This window comes from Daejeonella sp., from assembly GCF_049655485.1.
Lineage (GTDB): Bacteria > Bacteroidota > Bacteroidia > Sphingobacteriales > Sphingobacteriaceae > Daejeonella.
In genome coordinates this window covers 1-23,308 of the sequence record NZ_JBASJU010000127.1, presented here as the reverse complement: position 1 = coordinate 23,308, position 23,308 = coordinate 1, and the positions used below count along the sequence as shown (strand labels likewise).

Below are 23,308 nucleotides of genomic sequence, written 5' to 3'. Positions count from 1 at the left end.
TCCAAGTATCCCAACCATTTAATTTGACTAGATTTTGTAGGGTGGAAAACCGACCTATATTTATCCACAAAGTTGGATTTACCCTCTATAATCGTTATTTTTGATACTTGTTGTTATTATAAAATATGAGCGAAGAAACAGTAGATAAATCTAATTATTCAGCCGATAATATACAGGTTTTAGAAGGCCTGGAGGCGGTTAGAAAACGCCCCTCCATGTATATAGGCGATACAGGCTTTAAGGGGTTGCATCACCTGGTTTATGAGGTGGTTGATAATTCCATCGATGAGGCTCTCGCCGGGTACTGTACTGATATTAAAGTGATTATTCACAAAGGTAATTCTGTTACTGTAGAGGATAACGGCCGGGGTATCCCAACAGCAATGCATACCAAGGAAAAGAGGTCTGCATTAGAAGTCGTTATGACCGTTCTGCATGCTGGCGGAAAGTTCGATAAGGATACATATAAAGTTTCTGGAGGCCTACATGGTGTGGGTGTGAGTTGTGTTAATGCGCTGTCTAAACCATTGAAAGTAGTGGTTCATCGCGAGGGTAAGATTTTCACTCAGGAATATGAGTGTGGAAAACCCCTGTTTGATGTTAAGGTCATTGGAGAAAGCGATAAAACCGGAACAACGGTTACCTTCCTCCCGGATCCGGAGATATTTACTTTTACAACGGAGTATAAGTTTGATACGCTGGCTGCCCGTTTGCGTGAACTAGCTTATTTAAATAAAGGTATTCGTTTATCGCTAACAGATGAGCGTGAAGTTCTGGAAGATGGATCACTGCTTAAAGAAGAATTCTATTCAGAAGGCGGATTAAAGGAATTTGTGAAATATCTTGACGGGATGAGGACTTCTATTATTCCCGAGCCAATTTATGTAGAAGGCATTAAGCAGGGAATTCCCGTCGAACTTGCGCTTCAATATAATGATACCTATACAGAGAACGTTCATTCCTATGTGAACAACATCAATACCCATGAGGGTGGAACACACGTGGCAGGTTTTCGCCGTGGTTTAACTCGTACTCTTAAAGCGTACGCGGAGAAATCGGGCATGTTGAAAAACATGAAAATTGAGATTACTGGGGATGATTTCCGTGAGGGACTTACCGCTGTAATTTCAGTTAAAGTACAGGAGCCACAGTTTGAAGGCCAAACCAAAACCAAATTAGGTAATAATGAGGTAATGGGAGCGGTGGACGTAGCTGTAGGCGAGATTCTAGGTAATTACCTGGAAGAAAATCCGCGCGAAGCTAAGATGATCGTAAATAAAGTCATTTTAGCGGCGACCGCGAGGGCTGCTGCTCGTAAGGCTCGTGAGATGGTACAGCGTAAAACTGTAATGGGTGGATCTGGCTTGCCAGGTAAGCTGGCAGATTGTGCAAACAATGATCCTGCTGCATGTGAATTATATCTCGTCGAGGGAGATTCAGCGGGTGGTACTGCTAAACAGGGCCGCGACCGTAATTTCCAGGCAATTCTTCCATTAAAGGGTAAGATCCTGAATGTGGAGAAGGCTATGGAGCATAAGATCTATGAAAACGACGAGATCAAGAATATGTTTACCGCTATGGGGGTGAGTATAGGGACTCCAGAGGATGCGAAAGCATTGAACATGGAAAAATTGCGTTATCATCGAATCATAATTATGACCGATGCGGACGTGGATGGTTCACACATTACCACGCTTATCCTTACTTTCTTCTTCCGTTACATGAAGGAATTAATTGAGTATGGCTATATCTATATTGCTGCGCCGCCTTTGTACCAGGTTAAGAAGGGTAAGGAATTTGAATATGCCTGGAACGACGATCAGCGTGATGCGGCGGTCCAGCGCCTAAAAGGAGCAGGAAAAGAAGAGAACGTAGGTATACAGCGTTACAAAGGTTTGGGTGAGATGAACGCCGAACAGCTTTGGGACACAACCTTAAACCCGGAGACCCGGACACTAAGAAAAGTTACCATTGAGAATGCTGCGGAATGTGATCATATTTTCTCTATGCTCATGGGTGATGAAGTAGGGCCAAGACGCGAATTCATTGAGAAAAATGCCAAGTATGCAAGGATAGATATCTAAGCTATTATAAAGAAAAACCCTTCACATTTACTGTGAAGGGTTTTTTTGTGCAGGACTATATCGCAAATAAACTACAGCGCTAGTTTCCTTACTGGACGTTATTTGGATTTGATGCTGTTTGCTGCCATCAAAAATTTTAAGTGTAGACGTGTTTGGTGGAATTCTGCCAAGGTTTTCTGCATACAGAATCAACTCATGCAACTCCGTGTCACGGTTTAAGCGAAGGGTATGAACCGATTTTCTGTTAGTTATTGGTAAGTTCTTTATAAAATGGCGTCGGTTATGATAGACTGAAACGATATCGCCGTCTTCACGTAAATAATCGCCAATTTCCAGTTCAATCACGTTATTAGTAACTTCCAGGACTATAGGTTGTGATAATTTTGTTTGTAGAAATACATTTGGATCACGATCGTCTAGTAGAAGGCTGGTCAGTAATTGTTGGGGAATATTACCCTGATTAGCAGAGTTGAAACGCTGTAAATATACTTTTCCAGGATAACAGGGTACAGTGTTTTCTCCTGCACCGGTAAACGTACCGTTTAGATTTTCAACGCCCTTATCTTGTGAAAGGGATAGCTCAAGGTCTTTGATACAGAGGAAGCGAGCGGTATCAGCCGGAATTCTTGAATATAGAATTTTCAGCTCTTTTATTTTCAGCTCATCACCTTTAAAAACACCGATGAAGTCCAGAGAGCCTTCTGCTTTAAGCGGATTATTCCTGTATAAATAAGCTTTGCCGTTTACGATGTTTTGATTTTGGTCTTTAATATGCAAAATGTATTGCACGTTCAGTACAGTTGCATCATAAACATCGGCGCGCAAATGCCCGGTCCAGATACCTTTGTAATCCTGGGCGAGAATTGGCGAAGACGCTAAAAGAAGTAAGATGGAAAGATATATATGTTTCATCCAGGTAAATTTTTAACATGCTAACTCTTCTTTTTTGGCTTGTATCTCAGATATACTGCTGCAGTTTTTTCTTTGTCAGAAACGATCATTACCCGATGTCTATTCTCACCATCTACAAGAATAAGTTCCGATGTGTTAGGTGGTACTAAACCAAGGTTCTCTGCAAATAGCAAAACTTCGTGAAACTCGATTCGTGTATCAAGCCTGAAATTCAATAAAGCCGGTCTCTTAGATATACGAATATTCTTGGCCAGGAGATTACGATTAAGATAAACTGATACGGTATCATTGTCGACCTTCATATAATCCACAAGTTGAATCTGAAGTTCCGGCTGGTGTACGATAATTTCAGTGACTTTTTTAGGTTCCGTATTCAGAAAATCTGAAGTGAAATCGAGCACGGGGGCAGCAACACTTGCCGTGACCAGGGGTTCAGTAATAACAACTGAATCCCTATGATCCTCCAGAAATTTATTGAGGCCTTCGACAGATCTTGAAAGTATTACCTTTCCAGGATAGCAGGGGCTTCTTGAATCATCTTTACTGAAACCTGTCCATCGTCCTTCGAGGTATTCAAAATCGCCCTCCTTACGATAGGCGAGATAGAACTGCTTAACGCAGGGGATCCAGGTGAACGGGACTTTATCCTCCCGTATCCAACCGAGGCTTTCGTTAAGACGTATACTGTCTTTGTCGATGTACCCTGAAAGCCCGATTCTAATTCGAATAGAATCTCCCTCAAAAGCATATGATTCTCCCCAGATATTTTTCCGCTGGCTAAGGTCGAATTCAAGGTCGTAGAGCTGGCTATAACCACCTGGTTGCTGAGTGATCTTTCCCAGCCATTTCCCTTCAATATTCTGGGAAAAAGAAGCTTGAATATTCAAGAGTAGCATGATACACAACGAGAGCCATCTCATACCAAAGAATTTTAAATCAAGTTAATGATTTTTTATGGCTTTAATGTATTGTTTCGGCCCAAAGTTTAAGTAATAATTTTTCGTAACTGATTACCGCACCGTGCGCGTAAAGGATGTCGCCACCTAAAACGCCAATAACCGGTGGTAAATTAAGAGAGTTGTAGGCGATGCTAATTGTTGAGAGATCTAAAACGGCTGCTTCAAAATTTTGTAATTTTAGTTTGCCTATTTTGAGCAGTGGAAGCACAACTGTGTGGCTTTCCATATCGGTGATTCCCAAACCTGTGGAAAGTTTTTCTGATTGCAGCAGCTCTTCGGGACTGATGTACTCTGCAATAGTAGCCTTATCTAGTACAGTTTTAGATGCTCCTGTATCCAATACCGCATTAAACTTTTTCCCAAAAATGAAAACTTCCACCAAAAGGTGGAAGCCGTCATCGTGAAGGTTTATAAGCTTTAAAGGAACTGTCGTCTTTTTCATTTATTCTATGGCCTGGCTATTACAAGCCATAATCTTGCGATCCGTTAAAGAACGCACCGACCTGGTTAAATCATATTTGAATCCCTTAATACTTGATTCATATTTCTCACAGCCTCAGCGCTTTTATCAAATTCGGCCTGCTCAGTGTCAGAAAGTTTAAAATCAAGTATCTTTTCCCATCCATTTTTACCGATGATAACCGGTACAACAAGAGAAATATCTTTCTGACCATACTCGCCATCAAGTGCTACACCACAAGAAATTAATCTTTTTTCGTCGCGAACGATGCTTTCTACCATAGCTGCTGTTCCTGCCCCCGGAGCATACCAGGCTGAAGTGCCGATAAGTTTGGTTAGAGTGGCACCACCTACCATAGTCGACGAAACAACTCTTTCTTGTTGCTCTTTTGAAAGAAGCTGAGTGACAGGAATGCTGTTCCATGTAGCATGTTGAATCAATGGTATCATGGTTGTGTCACCATGGCCTCCAATAACTACTGCATTTAAATCAGCAGGAGAACAACCTAATTCGACACTCAGATAATACTTAAACCTCGCGGAATCTAGGGCACCACCCATTCCAAGGATGCGCTCTTTAGGAAGCCCGGAAGTTTTCAAGGTTAAATAGTTCATAGTATCCATAGGATTGGACACCACGATTATAATTGTATTTGGAGAGAATTTAAGAATATTCTCAGTAACACTTTTTACAATATTTGCATTGGTTCCGATGAGTTCTTCTCTCGTCATGCCTGGTTTACGTGGCAATCCGGAAGTTATAACAACCACCTCAGAGTCCGCCGTGCTTGCATAATCATTGGTTACACCTTTGATTTTTGTATCGAAACCCAGAAGTGCAGACGTTTGCATCATGTCAATTGCTTTTCCTTCAGCAAAACCCTCACGGATGTCTAATAAAATAAGCTCTTCTGCAAGTTCTTTCCTTGCGATGTTATCTGCGCAGGTTGCCCCTACGGCACCAGCTCCTACAACTGTAATTTTCATCTTTCTATGTTTTGGTTTTATTTGATGAATAATGCTATCATCGAATGTTGGGGTAAAATACCTGCCCGAAGATAGAGAATAGTATTATTTTAAGGAAATAAGCCCGAGGTTTTTGTGTAATATTTCCCAGACGTTTGGCGGAACTTATTTCATACCTGATTTTAAATAAATTGATTCATACAGACGGGAATTTCGTCTGGATATATCAATCTTTAGCACTTAAGTCTCTTCCGCCGACACCGATCACCAGACCAAGGCTGAATACGGAATTTCCGGCAGTGAGAAATTTCCGGTTTTTCAACCCAAAATTACTTCCGCTAGTATATTGTATTTGTACTGCATTGCTGATTGCCATTCTGGTGAAAAATACCGGCTCCAGAAAAATATTGTCTTCTTTAACCTGTTCGATATTGTTTCGCATAAATTTATTCATCTTCACGTGGCTAATACGCAATGCCGTTCCATAATTAAGAGGAAAGCGCGCACCAAAAAGTTTAAGATCTTTTTTCTTTTTTGAACTATAATTAACCTGGAAAAATTTCTTACCATAATTTACTTCCTGGCGGTCTTCGGTAACCAAGCCTGCCGAGGTGTTCTCGTAATCAACCCGTTCACTATTGCCTTTTCCAAATCCCGCATAAAATTCAAGGATGCGATTATTGTTAGTGCCAAAAGAGGTAAAATATCCTGCACCAGTCTCTATCAGATTGTGCGTAAACTCTTTTTTTGGACGGTTATTATTCATAACCGAGCCGTTCAGGATGATACCGAAATGCTCCGAGGCTGCATAGGCAGAGTTGACCGAAATATTGCCTTTTAAACTGGTATGTACTGCAGCATTAAGTTCTCCCTTCTGACTAAGCATCGGAGTATTGGGAACGTTAGGCATATATAGTGAGGAGCAGGCATTGGTGATAAATAAGATGAGAAGTGATGCTGCGATAAAGTAGGCTCTGTGCATGTAATTCTAAATGGTTTCTGAATAAACTCTTAGTAAATGGATATATTGTATTAACGGTACAACACAAAAATACGAAAGGGGTTCTTCGTCCTGCTCAAATATTGTTCTTTACTTTTCAACAAGCATTTCCGAGGCTTAAAAGATTTGTAAATTTGTTGTTCAACGTTAAAATATGCCAGATTTTTCCCATCTACACGTTCATACCCAGTTTTCGCTATTAGACGGGGCTGCTGACATTTCGCGCCTTTTCAAAAAAGCCAAAGCTGATAATATGAAAGCGATGGCCATTACCGACCACGGAAACATGTTTGGTGTATTCAAATTTGTTGCCGAAGCCGGTAAACAGGGTATAAAGCCAATAGTGGGATGTGAATTTTACGTGGTAGACGACAGGCATATAAAGCAGTTTACAAAAGAAAAAAGAGATCAGCGATTCCATCAGCTTTTACTCGCCAAGAACGCACAGGGATACAAAAACCTTGTTAAATTGTGTTCACTTGGGTATATGGAGGGTTTATACAGCAAATGGCCCCGAATCGATAAGGAGTTAATTCTGCAATATCATGAAGGCTTAATTGCTACTACCTGCTGTCTTGGGGCCTCTGTTCCACAAACAATATTAAAAAAGGGTGAAGCTGAGGCAGAGACCGAGTTCAAATGGTGGCTTGACCTTTTTGGTGAAGATTATTACATCGAGCTTCAACGCCATGATATTCCGGAGCAGCAAATCGTTAATGACGTCCTTCTGAAATTTGCTAAGAAATACAATGTTAAGGTTATCTGTTCAAATGATTCCCACTATGTGGATCAGCAGGATGCCAATGCACATGACATTTTGCTCTGTGTCAATACCGGAGATATGCAAAGCACCCCAATTGCCACGGATGAAGAAAGCGGCAAAGGTTTCCGTTTTGGCTTTCCAAACGATCAGTTCTTTTTCAAAAGCCAGGCTGAAATGGGGCAACTTTTTCATGACCTGCCGGAATCTCTCGACAATACCAATGAAATAGTTGATAAGGTTGAGCATCTTCAACTAAAAAGGGATATAATGCTCCCCAATTTCCCGATTCCGGACGAATTTAAAATTCACACCGGGGCTGAGGCGGAAAACATGAATCAGTGGGAATATCTGAAGCACCTGACTTTTACCGGAGCAAAAGAGCGTTACCGCGATATTACACCCGAAGTAGAAGAGAGGCTCAACTTTGAACTTTTTACGGTCAGGACCATGGGTTTCGCCGGATATTTCTTAATTGTTGCTGATTTTATTAAGGCGGGCCGCGATCTTGGAGTATTCATTGGACCCGGCCGGGGCTCGGCTGCTGGTTCAGTCGTAGCCTATTGTATTGGGATAACAAACATAGACCCCATAAAATACAATCTGCTTTTTGAGCGGTTTCTTAATCCCGACAGAAAGTCAATGCCCGATATTGATACGGATTTCGATGATGCAGGCCGGCAGAAAGTAATCGATTATGTGGTCGATAAATACGGTAAGAATCAGGTAGCTCAGATTATTACTTATGGTTCGATGGCTGCAAAGTCCAGTATTAAGGATGTTGCGCGGGTCCTCGACCTGCCGCTTGCGGAATCCAATATGCTGGCTAAACTTGTTCCCGACAGACCTGGCACAAGTCTGGTTCAGGTAATGACTGCACCCATTGATACAGTTAGAAAAGAACAGAATCCCGAAGATTTTGAAAATATAAAAACCCTTCGTAAGATACTGGAAGAGGGGAAAACGGTTCAAGCAAAAGTCCTTAAGGAAGCCCTGATCCTGGAAGGCTCAGTGCGTAACGTTGGGGTACACGCGGCAGGTATAATTATCGCACCATACGATCTCACCGACATCATTCCCGTGGCTACGTCTAAAGAGTCAGATCTTCTTGTCACCCAGTTTGACGGTCGGGTGATTGAAGATGCAGGTGTGATAAAAATGGATTTCCTGGGCTTGAAAACCCTAACTATTATAAAGGATGCCCTGCGCCTGATCAAGCAGAATCACAATGTAGATATTGATATAGACTATATCTCGCTTGAAGATGCTAAAACTTTCGAACTATATCAACGTGGCGATACTAACGGTACTTTCCAGTTCGAGAGTGATGGTATGCAGATGTATCTCCGTGATTTGAAACCGGACAAATTCGAAGATCTTATTGCTATGAATGCCCTCTATCGTCCCGGGCCGATGGAGTATATACCTAAGTTCATTTCGAGAAAACATGGCCGGGAAGACGTAACATACGATCTTCAGGATATGCAGGAACATCTCGAAGAAACCTACGGGATTACTGTGTATCAGGAGCAGGTGATGCTTTTATCTCAAAAACTTGCTGGATTTAGTAAGGGTGATGCCGACGTTCTGAGGAAGGCAATGGGTAAGAAGCAAATCGACATCCTGAATAAAATGAAAGCCCAGTTCATGGAAGGCTGTAAAGCAAACAACCATGACACCAAGGTGGCGGAGAAGGTATGGACGGATTGGGAGGCATTTGCCCAATACGCATTCAACAAATCCCACTCGACATGCTATGCATTTGTAGCTTATCAAACTGCTTACCTGAAAGCGAATTATCCCGCTGAATATATGGCGGCAGTTTTAAACAATCAGAACAATATTGATAAGATATCCTTCTTCATGGAGGAATGTAAAAGAATGGGGGTTCCTGTCCTGGGACCGGATATCAATGAATCCGAATTAACTTTCACTGTTAATAATAAGGGGGAGATACGATTCGGAATGTCGGGAATGAAAGGGGTCGGGGAGAAGGCTGTTGAAAGTATTGTTGAAGAACGTCTTGCAAATGGCTTATATCAGAGCATTTATGACTTTTCCCGGCGTACAAACTCACGTGCTGTGAGTAAAAAGGTTTACGAGAACTTGGTCTATGGTGGCGCTTTTGACTGCTTTGGTTTTAAACGATCACAATTCTTTTTCAAACCCGAATCGAGTTTATACAACGGTATTGAACGACTTGTCAAATACACAAACGACTTCCAAAATAACCTGAATTCCTCGCAGGCTTCTCTCTTTGGCGGAACCTCTGATGCACAAATTACAGAGCCGATACTACCCGAATGCGAAGAATGGGGGCTAATCGAAAAGCTGAAATATGAGAAAGAATCTATAGGTATATATCTCACTGGTCACCCTCTGGATAATTATAAATTTGAATTGGAGAACTTTTGTTCCCACCAGGTTAAACACCTCAGCCTTGTAAACAGGATGAAGAGTGCCGAAGCACTTCCCGAAGACCAGGAGGAATTTAAAAAGATAAGCAACCGGGATTTGATTATCGGGGGGCTTGTTTCAGCTAGCAGTCATAGAACCACCAAAACGGGTAAACCTTTTGGATCATTTATGCTCGAAGATTATAGCGACACCTTTGAAGTAGTATTATTCGGCGAAGATTATGTGAAGCTCAAACAGTACTTAAATGAAGGTTATTTCATCCAGGTAAGGGGAATCGTGACCGAACGGTTTAAGCAAAAGGACAACTGGGAATTTAAAGTGAATAGCATTGTTCTTTTATCTGAGCTTCGCGACAAAATGTCAAAATGTCTAACCATCCAATTCCCCTTGACAGAACTTTCGGAGGGATTTATAGAGAAAATCGATGAGATTGTAAAAACGAATTCAGAACAAAACCCGGTGAGGAATTGCCAGCTAAAGTTTATGATTATGGATTATGATGAAGAAACAACACTTGAAATGCCTTCAAAGACATTAAAAATAAGCCCCAGTAATGAGTTTTTGGAAGACATATCCAAATTAATAGGTGTGCGATATAAGTTGAATTAGTGTCAATTTTACACGTCCAATTTGTGGCAGGAATATTGAATAGTATATTTGATTATAAACAGTTAATAAAAATATCATGGCATTAGAAATAACAGATGCAAATTTTGACGAGTTGGTCCTTAAATCTGACAAACCAGTTTTAATTGATTTTTGGGCAGAATGGTGTGGACCATGTCGTATGGTAGGGCCGGTAGTCGAAGAATTGGCTAAAGAATATGAAGGTAAAGCAATAATTGGTAAAGTGAATGTTGATAACAATCCCGAAATTTCAATGAAATTTGGAATCCGCAATATTCCTGCATTATTGTACTTCAAAAACGGTGAAATAGTCGACAAACAGATTGGTGCAGTTCCTAAATCAGTACTAGCTGAGAAATTGCAGAAGCAACTCGCTTAATTATTTTTTGATAAAATAAAAAACTCCATCCGCTTCGGTAGATGGAGTTTTTATTTTGTCGTTGCGGGTGCAGCGAAGCAATCTCTATTTCTTCCAATACTCTAAGAATTCTGGGGTTACAGGCTTTTCTAACATGTTCCTGTACATAAATCGTACATTTTCCTGTGAGCTATGCTTTGCTTTCAATCCACCCCATCCATGTCTTTCACCAGGATATAACATAAATTCAAAATGTTTATTGAGATCCTGAAGCTTGTTGATAAATTGAATAGTATTCTGCATATGCACGTTGTCATCCATCGTACCATGTACAATCCTTAATGTTCCTTTTAATCTGTCCGCGTAAGTGATCGGCGAAGTGGTTTTATAGCCCTCAGCGTTATTTTGCGGTGTGCCCATGAAACGCTCAGTATAGTGTGTGTCATACAAAGACCAATCGGTTACAGAATAATTCGCTATTCCATGAGTGAAGACATCAGCGCCGTAAGTCAATGCCATTGCTGTTATATACCCGCCGAAGCTGCCCCCGGTGATACCGATTTTGCTGCCATCGACATATGGCTTCGCTTTTAGGCTTAATGCTGCATCCATATAATCTTCAATTTCATATTTCCCCATCTTTTTATAGATGAACTCCATTCCAACTTTACCTAAATGGCCGGCGCTACGATTATCAATTGCAACCTGAATAACTCCTTCTTTGGCCCACCAATAGTTGAGACCTAATGGGCTTTTCCACCTGTCATATACAGTTCCCGCATCCGGGCCACCATAGACGCTTATCCATACCGGATATTTTTTTGCCGGGTCGAAATTTAATGGTAGCGTAACGGTCATTGGCAGCTCAAGCCCGTCACGTGTTTTGTAGTAGCTCAACTCGGTTTTAGGTAAGCTGTATGAGTCATACAGAGAACCCTGTGATGTGGCCAATTCTCTAACTATCTCACCTTTCCTATTAACGAGAGCCGATCTCGCTGGTGTTGTAAGATTTGAATAGGTGGTGATAAAATACTTCCCATCAGGCGATAATTTAATCTGATGATCATAATTTCCGAAAGTAAGTCTTTTGGGCTCGTCATCCCCTTTTAGTTCAACCGTGTAAAGGTCATAACGCGTTGATGATTCCTGACGGGCGGTGAAATACATTTCCTGATCCCTTTCGTCAACAAGTAATAATTCTCCTACTCTCCAGGACCCGGAAGTAAGCTGTTTCTTGAGATTTCCTTTGAGATCATAATAATAGTAATGGCCCCATCCGCTCTTGTCACTCTTCAGGATAACCCCAGAACCATTTTTAAGAAAATACATACCGTCAAACCAATCAACCCATGTGTTTTGCTTCTCTTCGTAGATTACGCTTTTTGATCCAGAGACAGGATCGACACTATAGATTATAAGGTCATTCTGATCTCTGTTCATCCATTGTACCCATAAAGTTTTGCTATCTGCCATCCAGTATGGCGTGCCGAAATACTGATCAGTCTTAGGATTGAAATCCGCCCATACTATACCACGTGCCCCCGAGTTTACCACGCCCACTTTTACTTCCGGATTTTTATCGCCGGCTTTAGGATAGCGAGTGTTTTCCAGGAAGCCGTGCTGTCCCTCAGAATTATAAATAGGGTAAACGGGTACCTGCGAGTCGTCAAAACGCATGAAAGCAATCTTTCTACTATCAGGGCTCCACCAAAAAGCTTTATAGCGGGAAGCCCTGCCAAGAATTTCCTCGAAATAAACCCATGAGGCCCATCCGTTATAAATCACATTCGAGCCATCATTAGTATACCTGGTTTCTGCTCCAGATAATACATCAACAGAATAAAGGTCATTGTTTCTTGTAAAAGCTACTTGCTTTTTATCCGGAGATAATGTTGGGTTTTTCTCCAGCACGGTATCACGGGTTAGTTGTTTTTCCGTACCTCCAGCATCCTTGAAAAAAACATCTTTATTCCTAATAAACACCGAAGCCTCATTAACCTGAGCGGGGGCCGATGGAACCGCTTCTCCGGTTTTTACATCAACTGTATAAGGCTTGTTTTGCTGACCCTCCAACCGATACTCAATATAGTGTGTATCATCTACCCAGCCGCTGTATTGCGGCAAAGGCTTTAAAATTTCTTTAACCGGGCTGTTAAATACCTCGTTAAAACTTAATACTTTTTGCTGAGAATTTGCATTTAATGATATCGCGAGGAAGCACGATAATAATGCGATACGTAGTCTGGTAACCATCATATTCTTGATCGATTGTAACGTTAATAATTTGATTTTTATGAAGGATGTATCGTCTGGTTATTACGATCCTTATTGTTCGAAGGTATAAATCTTTTTTATTAATTAAACCTTTTTAACGCGCGGTACGTTCAGTATGGATCATGATTGAAGATATTAAAAATTTAGTAAATAGAAAGCTAATCCTATAAACATCATTATTATATCCTAATTTTAAATAATGGAACCCAATCTGACGAATTACAAGGACCTGCAGGATTTCGGAAATCTGGAACTGCTCTCGCAGCAAGTCGTTGAAGGGTTTATCACAGGGCTCCACAAAAGTCCTTTTCATGGTTTCTCAGTAGAATTTGCAGAACACCGCTTGTATAATACAGGCGATTCTATAAAGAATATTGATTGGAAATTATATGGCCGTACAGACAAACTTTTTGTAAAACGTTTCGAAGAAGAAACCAATCTGAGATGTCAGATTGTTTTGGATATTTCTTCATCGATGTATTATCCGGGAAAAGATTTCAATAAGCTCCTTTTCTCAGTTTATTCAGCCGCTTCGCTCATGTATTTATTCAAAAAGCAACGGGATGCTTTTGGATTGAGCTGCTTCTCTGATAAACTCGAGCTTTCTACTCCTGCAAAGTCGACAGCCATACATCAAAAATATCTGTTTTCAGAACTCGAAAAATTGATGAAACGCGATAGGAAAGGAGACGGTACTGCGGTTGCATCTGCACTTCATGAAATTGCCGAACAAATTCATAAACGATCGCTGGTCATTATTTTTAGTGATATGCTTGAAGGTGGTGACGATGTACAGCTATCCGAAATTTTTTCTGCTTTACAGCATCTCAAACATAATAAACATGAGGTTGTTATTTTCAATGTTCTCGACCATAAAATGGAATTGGATTTTAACTTCGAAAACCGGCCATATCATTTTGTAGATATGGAAAGTGGCGAAGAACTAAAAGTTCATCCCGGAAATGTAAAAGAAGCCTACCTTAGTGCCGTAAGTTTATATCACAAAGAACTTAAGCTCAAATGTGCCCAATATCAAATAGACCTTGTTGACGCCGATATACACGCCGGATTTTACCAGATATTACATTCCTATCTGATAAAACGCGCGAAGATGGCATAGTACATAATATAAATAAGAATTTAGCCGAATAAAATTACCACATGAGATTATCAGTTGACCGCAGTCCTGTAAAAGTTTACCCGGACCCAAAACGTGTTATTGCAAGATTTTTCTTTAGCCAGGATGAGCGTGCGAAAGAACTTATATTAAGAGTGATGGCATTGTCCGAAGAGGATGTTTTCACAATTATATCCCCGCTATTGCAGGAATATTCTAAACGCCACCGAAACATCACCAAAATCCTGAACAGGCATTGCGACAAAGTTAAACGACTTATAACAGAGGTAGGCGTTGACTACGCCGAACTGAACCAATACAGAAAGTTGCTCATCGGATCATACTTCACTCATGAATATTCAATTGAGTCGGCGGCATTTTTTAACCCTTCAATAATAGAAGATCCAGACCAAACAGAATTGGTAGATGGCCAGAAAAGGATGATTATTAGCTTCAGAGCAGTAGGTGAAGGCCATATTTCATCAATTGTTTTTAGAAGAGCACTTGTCGAGAAGAACGGCGACCTGAATGTCCTACCAGTAGGGAACTATATCGATGAAGCTGAGATTGTAAGAAATGCAGTATATGTTAAGAAATTCTTTTTTGGCAAAGCCGAAGATAATAACATTGACAATAAGGTACTTGAGAATGTTAAGGCCAAGTTAGGCGACAAGTTTGAATATAAGGAGCTCCGAAATGTGATTATTGCATTAAAGAATGAGCAAAAATCTGAAGAAGCCAAATTAGACTACGATAAAGTTCTCTGGTTATCCGATTCGTATCACAATATAAGTTTCTCAAAAGACACCGATATTTCAGATCGTGTAATATTTCCAATATCCGAGTTTGAGAAGAAAGGGATTGAAGATGCCCGCTTTGTCAAGTTTGTAAATGATGATGGCTCAATTATCTATTATGCAACTTATACTGCATATGATGGCCACATGATCATGCCTAAACTACTGCAAACTACTGATTTCTACGAGTTCAACATTTGTCCTCTGTACGGGGCGGGTGCTCAAAATAAAAATCTGGCGCTCTTCCCACGGAAGATAAATGGAAAGTATGCCATGATGTCAAGGATCGACGGGTGGAACAATTACATCATGTATTCTGATAAAATACAGGTTTGGGAAAGCCCTGAACTTCTTCAGCAACCGCACGCGGCATGGGAATACATTCAAATCGGTAATTGTGGTTCTCCAATCGAGACTGAAGACGGATGGCTAATCATTACGCACGGTGTAGGCCCGATGCGGCGATACTGTCTGGGGGCTAGCTTGCTTAAACTAGATGACCCTTCGGTTGAAATAGGCCGCTTGTCTGAGCCATTGATTGTCCCTAATAAAGATGAACGTGAAGGTTATGTTCCAAATGTCCTTTATTCTTGCGGATCGATCATCCATAACGATAAACTGATCATCCCATATGGCCTTTCAGACTATTGTTCATCCTTTGCCACTGTTGATATACATGCACTCCTGGATAAGCTGAAGAGTAAATCTTCATCTCTGTACGATCTGTTTATATAAGCTAATGTAATCGGCTACCATTTTTTCGCTAGAGAACTTGTCATTCGCCCAGGTGTGACAAGTTCTTCTTTCTATAGAACTAATGTTATTGACTGCATCAGCAGCCATTTCTACATTGTCTACAAGAAATCCGGTTTGTCCGTCGCTGATCAATTCGGGCATTGAACCTCTGTTAAATGCAATTACAGGGGTTCCGCATAACATGGCCTCAGCAACGCTTAATCCAAAGGGTTCGTCGAAGTTTATAGGATGAAGTAGGGCAGATGCTTTACCAAGTAATTCATTTCGTGCCACCGGTCCCGCACTGCCCACAAAAACGATTTGATCATTGAGTCGTGGCTCAATATGTTCTTTAAAATATCCCTGGTCTTGAACGATACCGGCAATAATTAATTTTCTTTTAGTTTTTTCTGCTATCTCAATAGCTTCAAGTGTGCCCTTGTCGGGATGTATACGCCCGAAAAATAATAAGTACTCCTCCGCATTCTCGACGAATGAAAAATTGCAGGTTTGTATCCCATTATAGATTGTGGCAAGGTATTCCAATCGTGAAGAACGGTTCGAATCGCTTATGGAAACATAAGATGAAGACTTATTGTATTTTTCATAAACGGCTATGATCTTTGGTGAAGAAAAACCGTGTATTGTAGTAATTATTGGTGTTTTTATTAGCCTTGAATAACTTAAGGGAAGGAAATCGTAATGATTGTGGATTAAGTCAAACGATGAAGCTTTCTCCATGAGATTGCTAATATGCAGACATTCGACAACCTTAGCATCCAAATTCCGGTCTTCTTCATAACCGGCTTCAATGACAGAATCAAGCTTCCCAGCGGTTATAGAGTCTCCAGTAGCGAAAAGAGTTACTTCCATGCCTGAAGCAATCAATCCCTCCGTTAAGTTCGAAGCCATCTGCTCCCAGGGCCCGTAATGCCGGGGAGGAGTGCGCCATGCTACCGGAGAAAGAATTCCAATCTTCATTAAGCTGCTTCGAAATCAGCCTCTTTCAAAACAATCTTAAATTTTTTTTCATCACCTATCACCGATTCGAGTTCAAGCCCTTTTAAGACCAGTAAATGAGATATAAAATAAGCGAGGGTGCTTTCAGCTCCCTGATTCCGGTTTAATCCGCCAGGCTGAAGCCCATCACAACATCCTTTGGTCTCGTGATCATAGAGGGGCAAACGCAGGGTATTTTCTCCAAGGAACCACTGATAACATAAATACATTTTACTTAAGAACCTCTTCTTGCCGCTTACATCGAATGCTTTGAAATACATCAGAACCATCGCCATACTTTCGATTGCTTGCTGATCGAAAATCGCCATATTTCCGTTCCTGTAATACCATCCATCGCTTCCTACAGGACTAAGATAGCCCTTGCTTAAAGTCAGTTTATCAAGGAATTCAATCGACTGGTAAGCTATTTTTATCACACGCTCGTCGCCGGTTATTTCGGCTGAATGTAGTAATGCAAGTGGCAGGATTGCGTTGTCGTAACTTAGTTTATCTTCAAACCAATACCAATTTTCTCCCATGTTATTCTCATAAGCAGAAACCAGGGGTTTTGTTAATACTTTTAGCTGTTCAATCAGGCCTTCATCGTGCGGATGAGCTTTCAGGTAATAGGAGAGCCCTATAACAGTATTAGCTAATCCTCTTAAGTGTTGCAGGGCGTTAAAATGTGGTATTGAACGTTGGAAAAGTTCTTCTGCAAATTCTTTGTATGAATTGTTTGGTGCAGAATTAATAAGGTATCCAAGAGCCCAGATCGTCCGTCCGAAAGAATCCTCCGATCCCACTTCATCAAGATACTCTCTTCTGAAACTCAGGAAATTTCTGAAGTTCCCGTCGTCCATTTGCATATACTGAATATAGCTGAGATAGATCGGTAAAAGATCCAGTGCTTCTTTACTTTTATTCTGTTCATAAGCCATCAGCGCCATAATTAATGCACGGGCATTATCATCCAGACAGTAGCCTTCCTTCAGATTCGGTATACCATATTTTGCGTGTTGTACGATACCCGTATCGTCAGTGAGGCGCTTAATGTGTGTCAGGTTAAATTCCGGAATAATATCAGCATCGATGACGTGCCTTTCCTTACTATCATCAGAGAAAGGCGATGTTGCAGACCGCTCAATCAGTTTAGTATACTCTCTTCCTATGGCTGGCCATCTCAATTTTAAACCATAAGAAAAGGCATTGTCTTTCATCTTACGCAATTTCTCAGGATGATCCAAAAGGTCATTGACGGCAATAGCGAGACTTTCAAAATCTTTGAAATCGAAAAGTTTCCCGCGCCTGTTTTCAAGCAGCTCCTGGGCATGCCAGTATGGCGTGGATAAAACGGCCGCTCCGGCTCCTACAGCATAAGATAAAGTTCCACTGGTAATTTGCGCTTCGTTTAAATACGGAGTGACATAAATATCACAAGCCGTTAGATAACTATGGAGCTCTTGTTCAGAAACGAACTGGTTAATAAATGTCAAATGTTTCTCAACTTTTAAGCTTTTCGCAAGGCTTTTAAGGCTTTCCCGATATTCCTCTCCAGAATTCTTCCTGACACCAGGATGCGTATTTCCAAGAATAACATACATCACATCGGGGTGGTTTTCCACGATCGCTGGAAGTGCTTTTATAACAGTTTCGAGACCCTTGTTTCGGCTGATAAGCCCGAACGTAAAAAGAACTTTCTTGTTCTTAAATGAAGGTAGATTTTTTATAGGGTTTTGTAAAGCAGGTTCCAAATCAGGAACCCCATGTTCAATCAACTGTATTTTATCTGCCGGTATATCATAAATGTTTTTTAGGAAATCTACAGCTCTCTTGCTCATCACAACGATTTTTGAGGACTGCTTAGCGATTTCTTTTATGATTATTTGTTGCATAAAGCTCGGTTCCCGAAGGACAGTATGCAAAATAGTGATCAGGGGTTTGTTAAGCCGGTTGATAAAAGGCAGGAGATAAACACCACTTTCGCCACCATAAATGCCAAATTCATGCTGGATTACACAAGCGTCAACGTCACTGTTGTTTATGAATTCCGCAGCCTGTATATAGTCTTTTTGCTGCTCCTGTCTGATTTTAAACTCTACTTCTGCAGGATAATCGTATTCGTTAAGTTCATCAGAGTCGTTCATTGCAACTACAAATCCGTTTAAAGATCCCGGAAGTTGATCTGCATTTATTGCTCTAATCAGATTGTAATTAAAAGTTGCTATCCCGCATTCTCTGGGTGTGTACGAAGAAAGGTATGCGATTTTCATAAATTGTAGGTTTAAGGCTTATGAAGTGTACGTGCCTATTAATCAGCAAAATACATTCCATTATAGCTCAGGTTCGCGTTTTCACTGGAACTAGCTCAGAAGTTTACTTCATGGTGACTCTTAAAAGGAATATCACGTGCGAACTAAAACTTAACAATAGTCCCTATATGTTTTAAACAGTTTTTTTGTTGTTTTGTTGACTTGAGATACCTAATTTGGTATTTACCACATTAAATCCGTATTAGTACCTATTTAACATGAAAAATCTCCGACTTATACTATTGGCAGTAACTATCCTTGGCTTACTTAGTATGAAACAAAAACCCATTAAGGTTATTTTTTTTGGCGACTCAATAACTCAAGCTGGCGTCAAGCCTGGAGGATATATTTCACTCATGCAGCAATCGGCTAAAAACTTTGAATTGATAGGGGCAGGTATTGGAGGAAACAAAGTTTACGACCTCTATCTGCGGATGGAAGAAGATGTTCTCTCCAAAAAACCGGATGTAGTTGTTATTTATGTAGGGGTAAATGATGTGTGGCATAAACAAACTCACCAGACCGGTACAGATCCTGATAAGTTTATCGGCTTTTATTCTGCGATGATCAAAAAAATGCAGTCGGCTGGAATTAAAGTGATTCTGGCTACACCTGCAGTGATCGGTGAGAAAACCGACTTCAGCAATGCACAGGATGGAGATCTAAACAGTTATAGCCAGATCATCAGAAATTTGGCTAAGCAATACAATTGCGGGCTGGTCGACTTACGTAAAGAGTTTCTTAAATACAACCTGGCAAATAATCCGGAAAATAAACAATCCGGAATATTAACAACGGATAGGGTTCATTTGAATGAGGCGGGGAATAAAATGGTGGCTGATTTAATGATGGAAGGACTAAATGAGGTGAAAGTTGACAGGTAAAAATTGAAATTGATGAAAACTCGATAAAGTTCACCTTTAATTATCAACTCTCAACTTTCCACTCTCAATTTTATGACCTTTTCTTCCCAAAATACCTCTTCGGTGCCCCTTTCGCACCTGAAGTGTTATCAGAACGTTCGGGACGTTTACCTTTCGATGCACCGCCTTTTTTCTTGGTAGACTGAGTTAAAAGATATGCCGCACCTTTCATATGATAGGGCTGATCTTCCATTACCGGAATGGACCGTGATATCAGTTTCTCAATATCTTTCAGGTATTCCATTTCTTCATCATCGCAAAAAGAAAGTGCAATTCCACTTGATCCAGCCCGCCCGGTTCTGCCTATACGGTGAACGTATGTCTCAGGCACGTTTGGTAGCTCATAATTAATTACGTGAGAAAGCTCTTCAATATCGATCCCACGTGCTGCTATATCAGTAGCAATTAATGCTTTTAATTGTCCACTTTTGAAATTTGATAATGCCTTCTGGCGGGCATTCTGAGATTTATTACCGTGAATTGCTTCTGTTTTAATTCCCGCTTTGACCAGATCTTTCACGATTTTATCAGCACCATGTTTGGTACGGGTAAATATCAGTGCAGATTTGATGGCTTTATCGTTCAGCAAATGGATAAGCAATTTCTTCTTGTCGCCTTTTTCTACGAAAAACATGGACTGGTCAATGGTATCCGCAGTACTTGAAACAGGAGTGACTTCAACCTTTTCCGGATCAACCAGAATAGTATTGGCAAGTTTCTGAATCTCTGGCGGCATAGTTGCCGAGAAGAATAAGGTCTGACGTTTCTGTGGGATCTTCGTAATGATCTTTTTAACATCATTAATGAATCCCATATCCAGCATACGGTCGGCTTCATCCAGTACAAAAATCTTAAGATAATGCAGATGAACGAATTTTTGATTTATTAAGTCTAAGAGTCTGCCCGGTGTTGCAATTAGGATATCAATGCCCGATTTTAAAGCTGACACCTGAGAACCCTGGGAAACACCTCCAAAAATCACCGCGTGTTTCATCCCGGTATGGCGACCGTAAGCTCCGAAGCTTTCCCCGATTTGTATGGCAAGTTCACGTGTTGGCGTAAGGATCAGACATTTTATAGCCCGGGGACTTTTATCGTATATTTTTCCACCTTCAAGTATCTGAAGAATTGGAATAGCAAAGGCCGCAGTTTTTCCTGTACCTGTCTGTGCACAGCCTAATAAATCTCTGCGGTCTAATATGATTGGTATGGATTGTTCCTGGATAGGTGTAGGTATAGTATAACCTTCTGTTTTTAAAGCCCTTAAGATAGGCTCAATTAATTTTAAATTTTCGAACGACATGAATTGGTTTTAATACTGCTGTTAAAAATGCCAGCAATTTATTTTGGGGCAAAGGTACGGGATAAATGTGAGAAGTACGAGGGATGAGGAATGAAGCAGGATGGGCTCTTCCCCGACTTGATCGGGGATCTCGTTAATGGCACGCGGCCCAAGCCGCAAGTGCCGACCGGCACGTGTTGGAACAAAGAACCCCGAAAATCTTACATTATACCTCATTTAAAGCTTCAACAATCACCCCACACGCCCTCCTTATTTCTTCTTCAGTGATAATCAAAGGCGGTGCCACCCTTAAAGCCGTATCACAATGTAAGAACCAGTCGATGATAATCCCTTGCTCAATACAGCGTTTACTGACTTTTTCAACCTGCTCAAAGGTGTCGAGCTGAATGCATAACATTAAGCCTTTCCCCCTTATTTCCTTAATTTTTGGATGTTTAAGACAAGTTCGGAACAAGCTTTCTTTGGTCGTTACTTCGTCCATGAGTTTCTCATTCAAAATCACGTTAAGGTTAGCTAAACCCGCAGCGCAACTTACAGGATGCCCGCCAAAGGTAGTAATGTGCCCCAGGATGGGGTTTTCCTGTAGGGATGACATGATATCTTTGCTGGAAATGAATGCTCCTACAGGCATCCCGCCGCCCATTCCTTTGGCAAGGAGTAATATATCCGGAGTGATACTGAAATGCTCAAACCCAAACATTTTTCCGGTGCGTCCAAATCCAGTCTGAATTTCATCCAGAATGATCAAAGTACCCGTTTCATCACAGCGCTTTCGTAGCTTTTGCATGTAATCAAGATCCGGAACCCGGATGCCTGCCTCGCCCTGAATAGTTTCGAGAATTACAGCGGAAGTTTCAGTAGTAATTTGTTCGAGATCAACAGGATTATTAAATTCTATAAAACTTATCCCCGGAAGGAGAGGACGGTAAGCTTGCTTGTAATATTCGTTGCCCATCACACTAAGTGCACCCTGGGTACTTCCATGATAGGAATTGGTACAGGCGATGATTCCGGATCTTCCAGTATAGCGCTTAGCTAATTTCATTGCGCCTTCAGTTGCTTCGGCACCTGAATTAACAAAATAAACAGAACTTAATGAGGATGGGAGTACGGAAGCCAGCTTCTCTGCGAATCTGACCTGGGGGGCTTGTATGTATTCTCCGTAAACGGTAAGGTGGAGATATTTATCCACCTGGTCTTTAATAGCTTTTACAACTTCCGGATGCCTGTGCCCCGTATTGCTCACCGCAAAACCTGATACAAGGTCCATATACCTAACGCCTTCGCGATCATAAAGATACATGCCTTCGGCACGCTCTATTTCAAGCGATCTTGGAAATGGGGAAGTCTGTGCAGTATTAAGCAGAAAAAGCTGACGTGTGCTAAGCATGCACGAAGTTAAAAAACTTTGATGTCAAACGCCTACTCAGTTTGTTTCCTTCGGCTCTTAAGCTGCCTGTACAAATGCTCGCGAAACTCGCTTTCAGCCCGGTACAAAGCCAAAATTTTCTCGGGTGGGATGGCCTTCGCGTAAAGCTTTCTATACTTCTTTTTGAGCTCCAGCATTTTGCTTTCATAAACAAGGTCTGCTGTGATGGTTTCGTTCGGATCGCTATTTTTATTATAGCGTGCCTCCCTTTTCTTTTTCAGCAATACCAGGAACTCTTTATTATAGTTATTGTAAATCGGCCAGAATTTTTGAGCTTCTTCTGCAGTTAAATCAAGTTTACTGGTTATAAAAGCAACTTTAATGGATTCAATATGTTCTGATCTTCCAGGGCTTTTCTGTGCAAAGGATGGTAGTGCTAATGCCAAACACATTATAAATACCCACCAGCCCTTCTTTACGTTTTCGTTCATAATGCTGTACTGTTTATATATAACTCTAATTCCTCAGCTGAAACATCCGGGGCTACAGTTTCCAGTTGATCGGGATTGAGATTTTCAATAATGAATGGAGTATCGTTTGCGGTGCTGTACACTTGCAGGTAATTTAAAATTTCCTGATCGGGAACATCCGAAAGTTGGTCATTTAGATTATAAGTGTTTGAAGTGAAATAAATTCCGGAGGCAATCACTGCGGTGATACATGCTGCAGCTGCGTAGCTCATCCACGAAGTAAATAAGGAACGAACAACTGGTTTTTTTGCATCCAAATCGTCGATCCTTGCCAAGATCCGATCAGTCAGCCCCTCAAAATATCTTTCCGGTACTGCAAATCCTTCAGATGAACTAAAACTCCTGATCTTTTCAGTCGAAATGCGCTCTTCAATCCGGGAAGTAAGACCCTCAAAATAATTATCGGGAA

The 23,308-nt window shown here is 41.0% G+C and carries 18 protein-coding genes; 6 read left to right on the top strand and 12 right to left on the bottom strand.

Features of this window, described 5'->3' with window-relative positions:
* Positions 1-125 precede the first annotated feature (125 nt).
* Complete coding sequence (gene gyrB, locus WBJ10_RS05240; RefSeq protein ID WP_424288476.1) at positions 126-2,084, top strand: DNA topoisomerase (ATP-hydrolyzing) subunit B; 1,959 nt, start codon at positions 126-128, stop codon at positions 2,082-2,084.
* 27 nt (positions 2,085-2,111) lie between these two features.
* On the opposite strand, the gene WBJ10_RS05235 is transcribed toward gyrB, so the two are convergent.
* The 5 genes from WBJ10_RS05235 to WBJ10_RS05215 form a co-directional block, all read right to left on the bottom strand.
* Positions 2,112-2,996, bottom strand: coding sequence for a hypothetical protein (locus tag WBJ10_RS05235; RefSeq protein WP_424288475.1), 885 nt, complete (start codon positions 2,994-2,996; stop codon positions 2,112-2,114).
* 20 nt (positions 2,997-3,016) lie between these two features.
* A complete protein-coding gene (locus WBJ10_RS05230) occupies positions 3,017-3,916 on the bottom strand; it encodes a hypothetical protein (RefSeq protein WP_424288474.1) in 900 nt (299 codons plus the stop codon).
* A gap of 40 nt (positions 3,917-3,956) precedes the next feature.
* A complete protein-coding gene (locus WBJ10_RS05225) occupies positions 3,957-4,397 on the bottom strand; it encodes a retropepsin-like aspartic protease (protein ID WP_424288473.1) in 441 nt (146 codons plus the stop codon).
* 65 nt (positions 4,398-4,462) lie between these two features.
* Positions 4,463-5,401, bottom strand: a complete 939-nt coding sequence (gene mdh / locus WBJ10_RS05220; protein ID WP_424288472.1) for a malate dehydrogenase — start codon at positions 5,399-5,401, stop codon at positions 4,463-4,465.
* A 205-nt stretch (positions 5,402-5,606) separates the two neighbouring features.
* Entirely contained in the window at positions 5,607-6,362 is a 756-nt protein-coding gene (locus tag WBJ10_RS05215) for a hypothetical protein (RefSeq protein WP_424288471.1), read from the bottom strand.
* A 172-nt stretch (positions 6,363-6,534) separates the two neighbouring features.
* Here WBJ10_RS05215 and dnaE point away from each other — a divergent pair, with 172 nt between their 5' ends.
* Both dnaE and trxA read left to right on the top strand, forming a co-directional pair.
* Positions 6,535-10,167, top strand: a complete 3,633-nt coding sequence (dnaE, locus tag WBJ10_RS05210; protein ID WP_424288470.1) for a DNA polymerase III subunit alpha — start codon at positions 6,535-6,537, stop codon at positions 10,165-10,167.
* A gap of 76 nt (positions 10,168-10,243) precedes the next feature.
* Positions 10,244-10,564 (top strand): thioredoxin, encoded by a 321-nt coding sequence (gene trxA / locus WBJ10_RS05205; protein ID WP_424288469.1) that lies wholly within the window; start codon positions 10,244-10,246, stop codon positions 10,562-10,564.
* 84 nt (positions 10,565-10,648) lie between these two features.
* On the opposite strand, the gene WBJ10_RS05200 is transcribed toward trxA, so the two are convergent.
* Complete coding sequence (locus WBJ10_RS05200; RefSeq protein ID WP_424288468.1) at positions 10,649-12,799, bottom strand: S9 family peptidase; 2,151 nt, start codon at positions 12,797-12,799, stop codon at positions 10,649-10,651.
* A gap of 217 nt (positions 12,800-13,016) precedes the next feature.
* Between WBJ10_RS05200 and WBJ10_RS05195 the strand changes: the two genes are divergently transcribed.
* The gene (locus WBJ10_RS05195; RefSeq protein WP_424288467.1) at positions 13,017-13,937 is read left to right on the top strand and encodes a DUF58 domain-containing protein; all 921 of its coding nucleotides are present in this window, start codon (positions 13,017-13,019) and stop codon (positions 13,935-13,937) included.
* 41 nt (positions 13,938-13,978) lie between these two features.
* On the top strand, positions 13,979-15,466 hold the full coding sequence (locus WBJ10_RS05190) for a glycoside hydrolase family 130 protein (RefSeq protein WP_424288466.1): 1,488 nt from the start codon (positions 13,979-13,981) through the stop codon (positions 15,464-15,466).
* On the opposite strand, the gene WBJ10_RS05185 is transcribed toward WBJ10_RS05190, so the two are convergent.
* Positions 15,440-16,447, bottom strand: coding sequence for a glycosyltransferase family 4 protein (locus WBJ10_RS05185; protein WP_424288465.1), 1,008 nt, complete (start codon positions 16,445-16,447; stop codon positions 15,440-15,442). The two genes, WBJ10_RS05190 and WBJ10_RS05185, sit on opposite strands and share 27 nt — an antisense overlap.
* Complete coding sequence (locus WBJ10_RS05180; protein WP_424288464.1) at positions 16,447-18,735, bottom strand: glycosyltransferase; 2,289 nt, start codon at positions 18,733-18,735, stop codon at positions 16,447-16,449. Before WBJ10_RS05180 ends, WBJ10_RS05185 begins: the two co-directional genes overlap by 1 nt.
* A gap of 257 nt (positions 18,736-18,992) precedes the next feature.
* On the opposite strand from WBJ10_RS05180, the gene WBJ10_RS05175 reads away from it, so the two are divergent.
* A complete protein-coding gene (locus WBJ10_RS05175) occupies positions 18,993-19,658 on the top strand; it encodes an SGNH/GDSL hydrolase family protein (RefSeq protein WP_424288463.1) in 666 nt (221 codons plus the stop codon).
* 70 nt (positions 19,659-19,728) lie between these two features.
* Here the strand turns inward: WBJ10_RS05175 and WBJ10_RS05170 are convergent, their stop codons facing one another.
* The 4 genes from WBJ10_RS05170 to WBJ10_RS05155 all read right to left on the bottom strand — a co-directional run.
* The gene (locus WBJ10_RS05170) at positions 19,729-21,000 is read right to left on the bottom strand and encodes a DEAD/DEAH box helicase (RefSeq protein ID WP_424288462.1); all 1,272 of its coding nucleotides are present in this window, start codon (positions 20,998-21,000) and stop codon (positions 19,729-19,731) included.
* A 205-nt stretch (positions 21,001-21,205) separates the two neighbouring features.
* The gene (locus WBJ10_RS05165) at positions 21,206-22,390 is read right to left on the bottom strand and encodes an aspartate aminotransferase family protein (protein WP_424288461.1); all 1,185 of its coding nucleotides are present in this window, start codon (positions 22,388-22,390) and stop codon (positions 21,206-21,208) included.
* 32 nt (positions 22,391-22,422) lie between these two features.
* Entirely contained in the window at positions 22,423-22,860 is a 438-nt protein-coding gene (locus WBJ10_RS05160) for a hypothetical protein (RefSeq protein ID WP_424288460.1), read from the bottom strand.
* Positions 22,857-23,308 (bottom strand): hypothetical protein (locus WBJ10_RS05155; protein ID WP_424288459.1); only part of this gene is annotated, 452 nt, incomplete at its 5' end. The genes WBJ10_RS05155 and WBJ10_RS05160, both read right to left, overlap by 4 nt.